This is a genomic window from Nostoc sp. CALU 546, assembly GCF_048836525.1.
On the sequence record NZ_JAWJTF010000070.1, the window covers coordinates 15,702 to 30,048 of the forward strand.

The 14,347-nt window shown below is 38.2% G+C and carries 14 protein-coding genes; 5 read left to right on the forward strand and 9 right to left on the reverse strand.

Going from position 1 to position 14,347, the window contains the following annotated elements:
* Positions 1-56 precede the first annotated feature (56 nt).
* From RRG12_RS27780 to RRG12_RS27795, 4 genes are all read right to left on the reverse strand, one after another.
* Entirely contained in the window at positions 57-1,502 is a 1,446-nt protein-coding gene (locus RRG12_RS27780; protein WP_181927191.1) for a hypothetical protein, read from the reverse strand.
* Positions 1,503-1,744: 242 nt separating this feature from the next.
* Positions 1,745-2,617: a macro domain-containing protein gene (locus RRG12_RS27785; protein ID WP_420761399.1), complete on the reverse strand. Its 873-nt coding sequence runs from the start codon at positions 2,615-2,617 to the stop codon at positions 1,745-1,747.
* A 46-nt stretch (positions 2,618-2,663) separates the two neighbouring features.
* Entirely contained in the window at positions 2,664-4,262 is a 1,599-nt protein-coding gene (locus tag RRG12_RS27790) for a hypothetical protein (protein ID WP_181927193.1), read from the reverse strand.
* Between the two features lie 128 nt (positions 4,263-4,390).
* A complete protein-coding gene (locus RRG12_RS27795; RefSeq protein ID WP_420761400.1) occupies positions 4,391-4,582 on the reverse strand; it encodes a hypothetical protein in 192 nt (63 codons plus the stop codon).
* On the opposite strand from RRG12_RS27795, the gene RRG12_RS27800 reads away from it, so the two are divergent.
* The gene (locus RRG12_RS27800; protein ID WP_420761401.1) at positions 4,581-5,936 is read left to right on the forward strand and encodes a hypothetical protein; all 1,356 of its coding nucleotides are present in this window, start codon (positions 4,581-4,583) and stop codon (positions 5,934-5,936) included. The two genes, RRG12_RS27795 and RRG12_RS27800, sit on opposite strands and share 2 nt — an antisense overlap.
* A gap of 363 nt (positions 5,937-6,299) precedes the next feature.
* Here RRG12_RS27800 and RRG12_RS27805 read toward each other — a convergent pair whose 3' ends face one another.
* Positions 6,300-6,923 (reverse strand): hypothetical protein, encoded by a 624-nt coding sequence (locus RRG12_RS27805; RefSeq protein ID WP_094353307.1) that lies wholly within the window; start codon positions 6,921-6,923, stop codon positions 6,300-6,302.
* Positions 6,924-6,978: 55 nt separating this feature from the next.
* Positions 6,979-7,230, reverse strand: coding sequence for a hypothetical protein (locus RRG12_RS27810; protein WP_420761402.1), 252 nt, complete (start codon positions 7,228-7,230; stop codon positions 6,979-6,981).
* Positions 7,231-7,370: 140 nt separating this feature from the next.
* Between RRG12_RS27810 and RRG12_RS27815 the strand changes: the two genes are divergently transcribed.
* Both RRG12_RS27815 and RRG12_RS27820 read left to right on the forward strand, forming a co-directional pair.
* Positions 7,371-7,562, forward strand: coding sequence for a hypothetical protein (locus tag RRG12_RS27815; protein WP_162398260.1), 192 nt, complete (start codon positions 7,371-7,373; stop codon positions 7,560-7,562).
* Positions 7,563-7,564: 2 nt separating this feature from the next.
* The gene (locus tag RRG12_RS27820) at positions 7,565-8,143 is read left to right on the forward strand and encodes a siphovirus Gp157 family protein (RefSeq protein WP_420761403.1); all 579 of its coding nucleotides are present in this window, start codon (positions 7,565-7,567) and stop codon (positions 8,141-8,143) included.
* Between the two features lie 312 nt (positions 8,144-8,455).
* Here RRG12_RS27820 and RRG12_RS27825 read toward each other — a convergent pair whose 3' ends face one another.
* The 3 genes from RRG12_RS27825 to RRG12_RS27835 all read right to left on the reverse strand — a co-directional run bounded on the left by RRG12_RS27825 (position 8,456) and on the right by RRG12_RS27835 (position 13,133).
* Entirely contained in the window at positions 8,456-11,713 is a 3,258-nt protein-coding gene (locus RRG12_RS27825) for a hypothetical protein (RefSeq protein WP_420761404.1), read from the reverse strand.
* 123 nt (positions 11,714-11,836) lie between these two features.
* Positions 11,837-12,223: a hypothetical protein gene (locus tag RRG12_RS27830; protein WP_420761405.1), complete on the reverse strand. Its 387-nt coding sequence runs from the start codon at positions 12,221-12,223 to the stop codon at positions 11,837-11,839.
* A 346-nt stretch (positions 12,224-12,569) separates the two neighbouring features.
* Positions 12,570-13,133 (reverse strand): Uma2 family endonuclease, encoded by a 564-nt coding sequence (locus RRG12_RS27835; protein WP_420761406.1) that lies wholly within the window; start codon positions 13,131-13,133, stop codon positions 12,570-12,572.
* Positions 13,134-13,256: 123 nt separating this feature from the next.
* Here RRG12_RS27835 and RRG12_RS27840 point away from each other — a divergent pair, with 123 nt between their 5' ends.
* Complete coding sequence (locus RRG12_RS27840; RefSeq protein WP_420761407.1) at positions 13,257-13,898, forward strand: hypothetical protein; 642 nt, start codon at positions 13,257-13,259, stop codon at positions 13,896-13,898.
* Between the two features lie 5 nt (positions 13,899-13,903).
* Entirely contained in the window at positions 13,904-14,341 is a 438-nt protein-coding gene (locus tag RRG12_RS27845; RefSeq protein ID WP_420761408.1) for a hypothetical protein, read from the forward strand.
* Positions 14,342-14,347 lie beyond the last annotated feature (6 nt).

The window sequence follows — 14,347 nt, forward strand, 5'->3', positions numbered from 1 at the left end:
AGGCTTTTGTTTTGAATACTACTACAATTTATCCAATCTTCCCTATGGACATTTTATTATATGTTCAGATCGCAATTACCTTTTACTTCAATGATAGCAGGTTCTTGATTACTGTAAGCTTGCTTTCTTTGCCCACGAAACTGAACAGATAGTATATTATCTTTGAGTAGAGTAAGTTTCAACTCTAATATATGTTCAACTGTACTGCTCATTTTTAAATGATAAATTGCTGCAAGACGTGCATGAGTTAGGAAAAGCTGCGGGTCATTTTTCAGTCTCGTCCATAAATTGAGAAAAACACATTGTTCTACTTTGACGGAATTGTCATAACCCTTAATAAAGGAATTAAGCATTGAATAATCATTTTTGTTCTGGCTAGGAGAGAGTAGTTCGTTGAGTAATAGAAAACGTGCACGTAACTCAGCAATCTGGTCTGTGCTATAGCCATTGAAGTTCATCTCCATCATGCTGTTTCCTTGTGCCTGTGAATATGGCTTTAAGGTAAGGACAAAGGTAGTCTTACCCCTTATAGATTTTGGGAGAACACTTTTTACCTGCATTATTGCTGCTTCGTTTTGGTAAGCATAGGAAATTTGCTTTTTATAATAATGTTGTTCTGGATGCAGATTACGTAAGGCAGCTTCTTGTGTTGGATCAGCCGATGAAATGTGTAGTATCAAACTCTGATCTGCTTGAGTGTCAACAGATTCAGTTAAGAAGAATTTGTCATCTAGTAAAACCCATGCACCTGAACTGCTAACGCTTTTTCTGGAACGAGTTGTGGAACTACTTCTAGTAGGTAATTGTTTTTTTACTGTGGAAGATGACTTTAATTGTGTGCTTTTCTGCGTGGAGGATGAATTTGATTTTCTACGACTAGCTACTTTAGTAGTCGAAGATTTTGAAGTATTATTGACTGTGGGTGATAATTTACTGTTTTTGGAAGCAATAACACTGGGTTGGAGAGTTTTGCTTTCACGTTTGCTTAACCATAACAATATATGCTCACGGAATTGATCTCGGAAGTTTGCAGGAGCAGAGTATTCTCGGATCAATGCTTTTCCCTGAATTTTTTTCTTAAATGCTAGTACCTTTCGTCGTTGTTCTAGTGCTTCTTCCGTATTAAGTTGTGCTGCTGATTGTCGAAAGTAAAACCATATTTCAGGCTGCCCCTTTTTTTGTAACGATTTAACAGCCCGCTCAAATTCTTCAACTGTCCCAGACTCAGCGCGCGGTGTTGGAGTCCCGATGCGGTTCCACATAATGCCAACAAACAACGCATACTCTTGCATTTTGCCAATTTGCAGGTTGAGAACAGCTTGACCATCCTGGCCATAACCTGGAAAGGCATTCTTTTCTGAGCAGATTGCTTCCAGCATTACTCCTTTACTAGCAGCAATGGTACGGTTAGTTTCATCTATTACTTTAACTAAATAGTTACGTTCTTTAGGTACATCACTTGGCGAAGCCAGGAATATCTTGATCTTCTCTACTTGTGGCATTCTACTTTATATACACGACTTTGAAGATTATTGATAATTGAGCATTGAAACATCAAGAGTGTTTATTAAATTCAAGCTTGTTATATCCCTCGGGTTCAAAAATTATTTTAATAACAAATTCACTTTGGACATAGGAGTGTAATAAATATTTTTAACAATTAGTTATGTATTCGTATAAGAAACTCAATAAATACAATAAATAAGCATATAATTTTGCGCTCCATAAAATTATCTCTTCTGTTTTAAAAGCAAATTGATTTTAAAAATTTCTTTAGTTCATAATAATTAACAGAATCCAAATCTTTTGGGTAAATCATTAAGGTCAGCTTTCGTGTAATAAATCTTCTTTTGGATTCCAAAATGAATGAAGTTATTATCAGCTTAGATAATTGCATTCTAGACAGACCACTACGAGCCAGATCAGAACCTATAATTGGGATTGCTACATTTGTACCGTGGCACTTCAGACGAACTTCTTGCCAGAGTTTATCCAGTGAAGTTGATATGTAATCAGCATTTGATTCAACTGTTAAATCGTTTTTCATATACCCATAGACAGTGAGGAAATATCTTTTTTCGTAAGAACCAAGTGTGATTGTAGTCCCAATGGGATACCGCCAACCTTTTCCGCGAGTTTTACCCGGATCTTGCCTGCGATGACTATTATGTTCTTGAAGAGCAGTTTCAATATCTGCATCAAGTTGATCCTGTTTACCCCTATAAACTCGTTTAAGAAATTGCCCTTGAACGCTGGAGTCTTTGATGACTTCTCCCAATTCTGTATCGAAGACATCATTAAATCCAATAACTAAATGTTCATTTTCTAGAAAGATATCCCCAATTTTAATCTCTATATCTGTATTTGGTGAAGATAGGCTACATGATGCAGATATTCGAGGGAAATTTTGCACAATAGCAAAAGTCAGAGATATCAAAACCAGACCAAAATAACCAGATAAGCCAAATTTGAAATATTCGGGAATAAAAAAACTGGCTGGCTCAATAAATAACCAAAACGCGCCAAAGTTGCTAGAAAAAGAAATCGCGAATTCTTTGAATCCAAGCTTTCTGAACAACGTGAAGTAAATGCCAGCACCTGTAAATTTATTGTTCATTAAGTATCTAATTTAAGAGAGTAATAGCGGTATTGACTAGATAATGCTATCTTTTGGGAGAAAGAATGTTTACTAATTCCTCATAGCTTGAGACTCTTGTACCTGTTTTTGCAAGTTGAATCAGATGACTGATGTAATTTGGAGGAACTGCACGCCCATAATCTATTTTAGATTGACTAGCAATTTCGTCATACTGTGTAGCAGTTTCTTTCAGTTTGGCATCACCTCCAAATAAGTCTGATATGCCAGATCCATACCTTCCCTGCCGTACAGCTGCATCCTGAATCATTTTGAACATGAATCTTTTGGTTTCCCAACGCCAGATAAATGATCCAAAATAAGGATGTTCTTTAGTTTGAATAGCCTTAAAGGAAAGTAAAAATTCAAAGAAATCAAACCAGTCTAAGTATCTTCCTTCTTCTTCTTTAGCGTAAAACTTGCTTTTCAGCAACAGAGCAAGATGATCGCTAACGGGGGTAAATCGACGTTCAAATCCGGGTTCGATCATTTGTGAAATATCGTGATAGAACACATATCTTGGATCTATTGAATCTAGTAGAGAGTAATCACGATTATATTCACGTAAGTAAACTTGGCGAGATGTCACTTCCTGTAAGAAGTTTATTTTACCTGCACGCAAAGCTGAAATTCCCAGCGTATATAATAGAAGGAGTCCAGGATAAGTTTTGATGTAATTCGCCCAGTCGTAACTTTGCATTTTTCTAGTGCTGAGTCGCTCAATCCAGTCTCCAGCAATATCTAGCCATTCAGGTGAAGTTTCATCTGCATATCTTCCGATTGCTGCCAGTGCATACATAGATGGTGTTGTAGCTGCTTCCAGAATTTGCGCGATCGCAGGAATAGTTTCGACACTTGGCTGTCGAGAAAATAATTCACCAAAATCAGGTGAAGCTAGTACAGACTGTATTCTGGCGATTTCTTGCTCTTTGGCATCCTCCATATCTTGAACACCGAAGCGTGAATCTAGCAATGTTTTGACTGAAGTTTGTGCTTCAGAGAGAGTGTTGAATGATATCTCTGTGTTGGAAGCGGTTGGTATTGTTTGAATAGGTAGACCAATTGCTTGCTCAGTAACTTTTGCTTCCTGTTCTGCGGCTCTTCGCTCTTTGTCTTCTCTGGCAATTTCCTGAACAGCTGATGTAATATGTCGAAGGACTCTCTCTTTAAAGTCTTCAATGCTGTTGTAGCGATTTGCTAATCCTGTTGGCTGTAATTTATTCCAATATTCTTGAACTTGTCTATATTGTTCTTGGTCAATTTTAGAAGGTGAAACTTCCTTGTCAGAAAAGTAGACCATGCAACGTTTACCTTCGTTCCTAGCTCGCGCTATTTCAACTTCTGTCCCAGTTCCACCTAATACAGTGGGTGTACCCAAACGAGTCCAAAAAACACCAATTAAAAGGTCACACTTATCAACCAACTGACGATTGATAACTTCCTGTCCTGAATCTCGCAAATCTGGTGTGGAATTCGTTTCCCAACCAATGGACATCAGGATGATTTTCATATCCTCGGCGTGCATTGCATTCCATCGGTCAACTTCTTTTCGGATGATTTCTCTTTCTTCAATAACATCACCAGGGCTAGCAATAAGAATTCGATAGATTTTAGCTTCTACTGGCATACGTAATAAAAGACGAGATTATTCCATATATAACGCACAATATAGGAATTTCAGGTGTATTAATTAATAGTAATAAAATATACTAATAGTCTATGAGCTTACACAGAATAATACGCCTGAAATCTTTACTAGATAAAGGGGCGTTGCATACTTGTGGGATAATTTGATTTTCTCAAACAAATGTAAAATTCTGTTTCTTGGCGTTCGTAGCGTTTTGGCGGTTGATTATTTATCCTTTGATTCACCAATGCCGATAAAAGGATTATTAAATAGAGCGCGATTGCGCCACTGGGAAATGAACCTTTAGGCGTAACTGGCATGATCTTCAATCCCAGACAAACAACTATTAAATTTCTCAGACAAATAGGCTTTACCACCGGAACCAAAATTTGGCTCAGGATTTCTTGGGACTTGCCCACAGACCTAATACCTAAAAACTGGAATAACTACTGTCGCAATGGTCAATTTGTCTACTCCCATTACATTCTCTGCGGTAAAATAACCCAGCGAGGATTTCAACTCTACTGCTGCACTTACGGAGGTCGAGACAAACAGGGCAACAACTGCTGGCGACTAACACCTAAACGCTATGCTGATGGTTGGGCATTGGCATTTAAAATGTCATATCTTGGTGCTACAGTCAGCTTTTACCCCAACCAACCAGACAAGGGAATCAGCAATCACCACGTTAGTCAATGCCAATGTTTATTCTACGAAATTGATGATTTGGCATTGAGTGAGCAGCGACAAGCTGTAGTTCGGCTAAAGGACGAAATCAACTTGGAACCCGCCGCCGTTGTTTACACAGGTGGGAAATCCCTGCACGTTTACTTTAAATGCAGCCATTCCTTGAATCCTGCTGAATGGCTGTACCTCAATCGCCAACTGACGATTATCCAAAACGCAGATCCAGCCATTTGCAACTTAGCTCGTTCCATGAGACTGCCAGGTATGGTTCGCAGACGGGTGGTGGATGGAATATTGAGTGCAACCATCCCCATTACCCTAGAGCATTGGTCAAACTGTCAGTATAATGTCGAAGAACTAGAAACCGCATTTGATTCTACAGCCTTATTTCCCTACGAACTTTCTGAGCAACGTTGGCGTAAGTGGGTGCAACTTCTCACAAGAGCAAAAAATGGAGAAGTTATCGACCCACAAACAGCGCTACTGCAACATTCTATTACTGCACCTCGCCCAACCTTACATTGCCGACGAGGGACAGTAACACAGGCTACAACCAGAGATAATGGCTCATCTCTTAAACAACTACGCGCTAGCGGAGTGTCTGTTCCTTTGTCTATCTGTTTAACTTTGAGCGATCGCACTTTACTGACTTATGGCGAATCTGAGGGAAACAGAAACAATTCTGGCTACAAATTAGCTCGTAACCTACTGGGTACATCTAATTTACTCACTAGACACCGAATCGCTTATCATCCTGAACCACGCCAACTATTTGACCGATATTGCGATCGCTGTAAACCTCCACTCGAACCAACTGAGGCAGATACAATTTGGCACAGTGCGAATAAAACAACAGCCTTTGCCAGCCGGGACTTTGGCTCAATTGTCATGAGCATTCGTAAGTGGAAGTCACACCGCAAATCAAAAAAGCAATGCGTAAGAAAACCAAAAAGATTAGTTAACGCGAGGTTGACAAAATCGATGTAATACCCTTCCAATTTTTACCCATAATCTACCGTGTACACATATCTTTGTACAGGATTAAACCGGTGTGGGACAACTCTAAAATACTTGTGTGTACACGGTAGCCCTATTCTGGGGAGACTATATGATTATTAAAGATGAGTATTGAAGAAGAGGCAAGGGAGCAGGGAGCAGGGAGCAGGGAGCAGGGAGCAGGGGAGAAGGAACAGAAAGGGGGATTCGACCCAATCAATTCGAGAACCACTTATTAGAAGTGGGGAACTCAGACCCATGTTCCACTCCGCTTCACGGCTCTTGGATGGGGTCATTTCCCCCGCTCCCTGCCCCCAACCAACAGCCTCTTCGTTGAAGGTACTATCTCTAGTTTTACTTTCCCATTTTTGGTAAATAAGACTGACGATAATTGTTCTTAGCCATCAGCCTAGCCTCACGCTTTGTCCACTGTTTTTGTAAAGGAACATCAGCCAATCTTTGCAATAATATGAACACGCTATCATCTCCAGTTAATCTAGCGATGATTTGAGCGATCGCCTTACAACAACTCCAAGGATGACGTACCACCTGAACTTCTGCAAATCTCACCACACCCCAATTGCGCTCTAAGAAAAAACGGTTACGGATTTTATCATCATCAACATCAATGCAGTGGTGAGGTTTACCTGTATCTCCAGCATAAGGTTCATCAATCTCAATATCGAGAGCTAACCCAGAAAACCGATGGTAAAGGATAAAATCAGCCGAGTAACGTCGAGATGAACCAGGAATTTCAAATTCCACCGCTTGACAGATAAGATTCTCTAGAAAAGCACACAGTAAATGGCGAAAAAATTGCTTTTCACTGACACCTTGCTTGGCCGTACCATTTCCATTTGGTAATTGAACACATCCTTGAAACGAAGCTTTCAAATGCTCCTGACTTGTAGAATCTTTAGTGTATAAACGTCTCACTAGTGGTGGATAAAGAATAATTGGATAGTACCCAGTAAACATAACCACACGTTTGTTAAACTTTTAGCAATCAAGAAGAACAACATCAAGACAATAACTAGAATTTATCTAATCTAATATCCTTCCAAATATCAGAAACTTGCCATCCCGTCTTACCAACAGAAAGGACTATAGGATTATCACGTGCTGGAATATAGTTAGCTTCCTTATTACTTCCACCTATTTGTGGCTGTTCTTCAAGCATTGGTTCTTGCATATTAATAATGTCAATTTGAAAATTCTGTTCTTGTGTTTCCTCGATGATTTTTGTTTCTTGGAGTAGCTTTTCCGATTTTTTGATGAGCTTCATATCTATTTGTAGTTTCAACGCTTGACATTGACAAAATAACAATAATCTGAAATTAAGTTAATTCCTAAAAATTTGGGAGAATACCAACACAGATAGGTGCGCTATCGCGCCAACATTGATGGTGTTAAATAACCAAAGCAATGCAACAATTAACAGCAATTTTCACGAAAGTTAAAGCGCAATTAGTTACTCCTCCCATTTCAAATCTTCACCCTACACAAAAGGTCACTTCCAATTTATCTTTCAATACTAATTTAGATTCAGGCACTATAGCTATCTTAGAACAGATTGAAGCTGAATATGAATATTACCAAGCTTGTGAGGAGTGGTAGTCATGAATTTAGCACTCGCTCAACAATCCTTAGCAGGACTTTCCCAAACTGCTGCTCATCTCTGGGAACAGCTAACTAATTGCCAGACTCCTGAAGAAGAAGCTGAGATCATCACCGCTATTTGGGAAACTCAGGAAGTTCAGGAAGAAGTTGTTGATATCCAAGCAGAATTAGCATTGCAACTGGATGCTGAAATAACGGCTATTAAGCAACGACTAGAACATCTAAAAGCTGTACATCAATCAGCACTATTAAGACTAGAACGCTGGCGACAAAAATTAGATGAAACTATTTTAGAACAAACCGCCACCGGAATTCTACCTGAGCAAATGATTGGTAATTCACTTCGCATCACAATTCAAGAAAATCCGCCAAGTTGTGAGGTGCTGATAGATGCAGAACAATTGTCTCCAAAATACCGCAGAGAAAAGACTGTTTACTCAGCAGACAAGAAAGCTATTATTGCTGCTTGGAAGAAAGGTATTCCTGTAGATGGCACTCACATCATACGTAAGCGCCGAGTTATCTATGCTTTGACAGCAACAGCAATTCATGACTTCAAAGACTCGCTTTTAACTTAGCAATAGCTTTAACTAATTTATCAGCCAACAGCAGAAATTTTACTGTTTTGTTGGCTGCTACTTATACGTCAAGCAAAAAGGGTTTCTCCAAAGAGCCATCACTAAAGAATTAGTAGTTTTTGCTATTTTTAAATACGTAATTAGAACTAGTCCTTTCAAGGTCTTGTAGTTCCCCTCAAATTATAATTAGTTGAAAAAATATAGTTGATAGATATGGAACAGCTAGAATTGTTCTATATCAAGTGTTTGAGCTTTTTTAGAAGAAAGTCCGGTTAAGGATGTGGATTTCCTTTTTAATTTTTAACTTATACTTTATTTCTTTGTAGATCCCTCACAGATATGTCGATCGCTTTCACTAATATCAGGATTTTTGAGATAAGCATCTAACCAATTACAGCCCTTCGTTAATAAATCATCTAATCCTTCTACTTTCCAAAGTAGGATAGGATTACCTACTAATGTAGTAATAACAACATATTTACTATCAAGGGTAAAACCCACCTTTAGAGAATATCCATCTCCTGTATCCAACTCCTCATTGATTTTTGCATAAACACGTGGATCTGTAATTTTTAATTCAGCAAGTTTACGCCCTGCCAAATCCCAAATTCTTAGCAATCTGTTAGTATGACTTCCGGCAACAATTCTCTGTCCATCGGGACTAAAACTGATGCTGGAAAACCAACTTTCTTGTCCTTTAATTTGAGAGATAATTTTGTAGTTAGATCCTGCCCGTCTGAGAATCAAGCCAGTATCTTCTACAGTAGCAATATATTGAGTATCGGGACTAAAAATTATTTTTTTGATTCTAGTTTTAGAAGTTTCTAAAATTTCTAATAGTTTACCCGATAAATTCCAAAATCGAAGTTTTCCATCTTCATCTAAAGTGGCAATCCGTTGTTTATCTGGACTGATAATTACGGTATTAAACCAATTCTGCTGACCTTCTAACTCAACTATACGTTTATTTTTTAATTGCAGTTTAACTTTCCCATCAGCCCATTCTGGAGAAAGGTTTTGCTCCTCCTCGCTACTAAAATATTCATTACTAAAAACTTCTCCAAAAGCTTCTTCTGATATCTTTTTTACGATTGGCACAATTTGTAATCCCGGCTGTGAATTCCAGACTTGAACGAAGTTTGGATATTCAGATAATTTTCCAGTGAGAATATGTTGCCCATCTTCACTAAATTGTATTTCTCCATAATAACCAGGTATAGATTGAGCAATATGTACAATCTGATTTGAGTCAATATATTTCAGAAAATGTAAAATTTGTGTACCTTCACCGCCATCAAGCTGTTCTAAAACAGCAATATTTTTGGCATCACGACTAAAGATTACGTTTGTAGTAGTAAAGAACCTCTGGCTACTACGAAAATTTCCGATTTTTGTTCCATTTACATCCCAAAAATTAATACCACCATTACCATCCTCGGATAAATTTATAACAGCAATCATTTGTAAATTAGGACTAAACCATATTTTTTTAAATTCTTGAAAATTATTAATATCAAAAGAATCAGTAATTTTAAAAGCAGGACTTATTGGTTGTTGCAGTGATTGCCAAAAACGGATTGTCCCATTTTCTCCTAATGTAATAAAATTAGGTATGTCGGAGTTGTAGATAATAATGCTTTTTCCATGACCTGTATTAAAATCAGCCAATTTATTTTTCAAAGCAGATTTATTTGGGAAACTTTTTAATAAATCAGAATTTTGAGAAGCTATAATCTGATTTTGAACCTGAATGCGATCTAAGATAGTTTGCAAAGCTAAAATTGGACTAACGGCAGGATAATCTTTTAAAGAACGGCTATCATTTACTTCGCTTTGTAAATCTTTTCCAGATCGTATTGCTAAAAGTAAAGATTCTATATCTTGATCAGCTTCAAATTTATTGAGGGCATTTACACCTTCAAACTCAAGCCTTGTAGCTGTGCGTGCATCTTCTGATAATTTCCATTGCCATCCAGCTAAACCAGCTAAAATAGAAACTGCTAATAAACCTCCAGAGAGCCATTGGATAGTTCGCTGTCGTCGTTCTGCTTCAACTTTTTGGCGTTGATTATGATACTTAATACTAGCTTCAATAAATTGATCTTCCTCTGGTTCTAACTTTCCTAATACTAAATCAAAAGTTTTGCTATCACGTTTTTCTCTTGCTTCTGCTAATAAAGACCCTGTTAAAAAATCATTATAAGCATTTTGAGGATCTTTTTTCTTCGTTTCCTGCCACCGATGTAAACTTTTGACTAAATCATTTCTAATCGCAATCACTTGATGAGCATCAGCTATCCATTTTCGCAAAGTTTCCCACGAACTTAAAAGAATTTCATGGGCAATTTCTACTGTAGCTTCTCCTTCTATAGTTGCTTGAGAAACGATGAGATTATTATCAATCAGTTTCTTCAGAGTAGCTTGAATTAATTCTCCTTGAAATTCAGTCACCTTTGCCCGTTTACTCACTACCTTTTGCAATGTGCCTAATTCTTGATTTCTCTCCACATCTACTAATTTTAAAAAGATTTTTCTCACCGCTTCTTGTTTATCGGCCGAAAGGGTTAAATAAATCGCCTCAACGTGCTGCTGTAATGCACCTCTAACTCCTCCTAAAGTGCGATAGGTACTAATACTGAGGGTTCTATCTTGGGCAACATTATTATCATTCTTCCACAGTAAATCCAGGGTATATTGTAATAGAGGTAAATATCCAGGTTGATCTTTAATATCAATAATAATTTCTTTTACTAATCCATCTTCTCCACCTTCAAAAACCACGCCATTTTGTGCTGCGGGTTGTTCTATCGCTAGACGTAATTCATCCGGTTTCATGTCAGCGATCATTTCAATATGCTTTTGGGTAATGGTAATATCTTTTAACTCAGGATAAGCACTAAATTTATCTAAAAAATCCGTCCGCATCGTCATCACAAGCTTGACAGAAAGATCCTGAGATTTTTCTAAAAATTGATATAGATTCACCAAGGCTTCAATAAATTTCTTCCCTTTATCTCCATCAGAAAGATGAAAAATTTCTTCAAATTGATCGATATAAATTAACCAATGATGCTCTTTCGGTTTTAGAGTTTTAACAATTTCAATTAAGGTATCTTTTTTTTCTATTTTTGCTATATTTGCGTTATCTTGACCATATTCCCTAGAAAAAGCAATAAAAAGAGACAGAAAGGGATCTCGATCTGGTTTAAAAATAAAAGTTTTAAAGTCAGAACCTAATTTTTCTTCAAAACGGGGAATTAACCCCGCTTGAATCACCGAAGACTTGCCACTTCCTGACGCACCTAATAACAACAATAAATTATTCTGATCTAATTCTTGCGTCAGAAGATGGATAAGTTGATCTCGTCCAAAAAAGTGCTTACTGTCTGCTGCTTTTGCCTCAAACTTTTTCAATCCTTTATAGGGAGAAGCTGGATTGAATGTTTTGGTTTTGATAACATCAACTGAAATGGTAATGATCTCATTAAAAAATGTAATGTATTGTTTATTGTTATCTCCTTTTTGCAAGGCGACATTTCTTGCCTGAATCTGTTCTGATTGTTCCGACATAAGCTATAGCAATTCTAAACTAGTGGTAATATTTCTTGTTTACTTTTTCCACCTGAAGAGAGGGATTCTGGTGAAAGCAATTTAAAAATCAAATAGAATTGCTATATCTTCACTTCCTAAACCTCAGTTAAATTTAATATCTTTTTGAATGCCATGATCTCCTATTTGAGAGACAACATTTTTGGCTTGAATATTTGTTGTATTTGAAGATGCAGAACCCGATTGTTCCGATTTTAATAACTCCATTAATTCTTCTGCTATCTTCTGAATTTCTGCGTCTTTATCAACTCCCTCTTTGACAATTTTATCTTTTAATAAACCTTCAGCTTGCTTGATTTCTTCTGGTTTCGCATCTACCATTGCTTGTCCAAGAAGATCACCTTCAAACCTCTTCTTAATCAACTTTTTCAACTCCTGATAGGCATCTTTAACAGCTGTTCCTGCGATATCCTTAGAAGCAGCGATCGCACCAGCACTTAAAGCAGTAATAATCAAAGAAATAGGTTCCATAATTAATCCTCAACAATTTGTAATAGGGAAAATACTTGCCTTCGATGTTTAGATTAGCACACGAGCTATAGTACCAGCAAACCAAAAAATTTTCTCAGAGAGCGATGCCTGCGGCGGGCTACGCCTACGCTCATCAAGGTTACGTAGTTAAAAGTGCTATATAATACTTATTGTATAGATAATGCTTGTACTCTTGTAATCCGGTGGTTGCAGGCGTTAGATATTCCATTCCTTATGTCTGCTATCAAGACGGGCAGACAGGGAGGAATTAAACCTATAAAAACCAAGTTGAAAGGTAACTGAATTCAGCCTAGTTCCTAAAATCAATAGTGTTTCATCTGTTTCTCTAACTGCTCATTTTTAGCCAACCAAACACAGTCGCAACAGTTAACTCCAAGTCTATCCCGGCTAACACTGGCAAACGCTCATCACCCTGCAAAAGTTCTGGTTGTTGATTTGGACGGAAAACCAAAATGGAACGATCTTCTGGGTCTATTAACCAACCTAATTGGCAACCATGATCTAAGCAATAGAGAATATTGCCTGTGACTCGATTTGAACTTTGTTCGGGAGAAAGAATTTCAATTGTCCAGTCTGGAGGAAGCAGAAAATCGTTGGGTGCTTCCCCATCAGCAGCAAAGGGAATACGCGACCAGTTGAAAACCGCTACATCAGGTACTATTGAACGGATACCAAAACTACAGCGCAGTTCTGGAAAGGCATAAGCAATATGCACGCTTTCGGCAACATCATTAATACTGTTGCATAGCCTTAACTGTAATCGGCTATGCTTCCCTTTTGGCATTGGCTTCTGAATAATCTCACCATTAATGTAAACGCTTGCAGGTTTTGTTTCTGGTAGCTTGAGAAACTCCTCCAGAGTCAGGGATTGGGTAATTACCGTAGACATGGCTCCCGAAGAAAAGCAAAGGGGATATCTTTTAGTCTAGCAGTACCGTAGTCTCAAAAACAGTTTCTACTTCTGGCTACCGCCACAACCGCTTGCACACCAGTTAACAAGGCCAAAAAAGCTATGACCGCAAAATGGCTAACACCAGAACAGGCCATTGTCAAAGCCAATCTCACTCTTACATCTGAAACTTTAAAATCTTACATTTCAGAACAACAGGGAAAAACCACTGCTGAAGAACAATTCCAAGCTTTAGGATTGCTATTTGATAGGGAACGCTTGCGTGCAGGCAAACCTAACTTTTTGCAACTTTTAGAACCAGTAAGCGATGAAAATAGCTACGGCGAAGATGAAATCGACTCTCATGAGTTAGACGACGATGAGATACAAACATCTGCTACCAACAATGTAAATCAACCAGAACCATTTATTTTCGAGCAATGCAAAGTTCAAATTGTCATCACGCTACTACCTACAGAACAAACAGGAGATAGACCTGTAATGATTGCTGCCAGCAGTCATGGTGATTTCCCTGTAGTTACCATGCTCAATCAAGAAGAACTCGGTGATTTCCCCCCTCCAATTGTTCAACTACTGGACGAACTCAAAGCCGATTTTCCTAATCGCCAAATTCGCCGGAATATAGCCCAGACTAAAGCTGTCAAAACCAATAAACCCACTACCCAGACTCCAGTTCGCACTGAAACTGCTAGCTCAGATACTACTAAACCAGCCAGTAATACTACGCAGATATCACTGTTTTAAATGCCATGACTACTACAAATAGTAACAAATTACTTGTTATCTACGAAGGTCAACAACACTGGATTCCAGAAGCGATCGCCTTTGACGACCAATTACTACGGGATGCTTTCACTCCTCTTTGTGCTGAACTGGCAAACGCAGACATTGAGCGGAAACCAGGAGAACCCATTCACATCATCAAGAAGCCCGGTAAAAAAGGTACTTCTTCTCTAGATTGCTTGATAATGGCTCCTGAAGAAATCAACCCCGCAGTCCAAATGTGCTACCAAATGCGTCAACGTCAGGTCATAACCGGAATTGACTGGCAAAATGCAGGACAGCTATCAGTCCAGATTGAAGAAGCGATCGCAGCTGGAACAGAATTTTCTGAGTCACTCAACCAAACCCTAAAATCCCTAACAGCCTGCACTCCTACATCTAGCGTTATCCCTGAAGGTTTTTGAGTGCTG

Excerpts from the sequence above, each read along its gene's own strand:
- RRG12_RS27845 (WP_420761408.1), top strand. The coding sequence starts at position 13,904 with ATGACTACTACAAATAGTAACAAATTACTTGTTATCTACGAAGGTCAA.
- RRG12_RS27805 (WP_094353307.1), bottom strand. The coding sequence starts at position 6,923 with ATGTTTACTGGGTACTATCCAATTATTCTTTATCCACCACTAGTGAGA.
- RRG12_RS27785 (WP_420761399.1), bottom strand. The coding sequence starts at position 2,617 with ATGAACAATAAATTTACAGGTGCTGGCATTTACTTCACGTTGTTCAGA.
- RRG12_RS27780 (WP_181927191.1), bottom strand. The coding sequence starts at position 1,502 with ATGCCACAAGTAGAGAAGATCAAGATATTCCTGGCTTCGCCAAGTGAT.
- RRG12_RS27810 (WP_420761402.1), bottom strand. The coding sequence starts at position 7,230 with ATGAAGCTCATCAAAAAATCGGAAAAGCTACTCCAAGAAACAAAAATC.
- RRG12_RS27795 (WP_420761400.1), bottom strand. The coding sequence starts at position 4,582 with ATGCCAGTTACGCCTAAAGGTTCATTTCCCAGTGGCGCAATCGCGCTC.
- RRG12_RS27815 (WP_162398260.1), top strand. The coding sequence starts at position 7,371 with ATGCAACAATTAACAGCAATTTTCACGAAAGTTAAAGCGCAATTAGTT.
- RRG12_RS27790 (WP_181927193.1), bottom strand. The coding sequence starts at position 4,262 with ATGCCAGTAGAAGCTAAAATCTATCGAATTCTTATTGCTAGCCCTGGT.
- RRG12_RS27840 (WP_420761407.1), top strand. The coding sequence starts at position 13,257 with ATGACCGCAAAATGGCTAACACCAGAACAGGCCATTGTCAAAGCCAAT.
- RRG12_RS27820 (WP_420761403.1), top strand. The coding sequence starts at position 7,565 with ATGAATTTAGCACTCGCTCAACAATCCTTAGCAGGACTTTCCCAAACT.
- RRG12_RS27835 (WP_420761406.1), bottom strand. The coding sequence starts at position 13,133 with ATGTCTACGGTAATTACCCAATCCCTGACTCTGGAGGAGTTTCTCAAG.
- RRG12_RS27825 (WP_420761404.1), bottom strand. The coding sequence starts at position 11,713 with ATGTCGGAACAATCAGAACAGATTCAGGCAAGAAATGTCGCCTTGCAA.
- RRG12_RS27830 (WP_420761405.1), bottom strand. The coding sequence starts at position 12,223 with ATGGAACCTATTTCTTTGATTATTACTGCTTTAAGTGCTGGTGCGATC.
- RRG12_RS27800 (WP_420761401.1), top strand. The coding sequence starts at position 4,581 with ATGATCTTCAATCCCAGACAAACAACTATTAAATTTCTCAGACAAATA.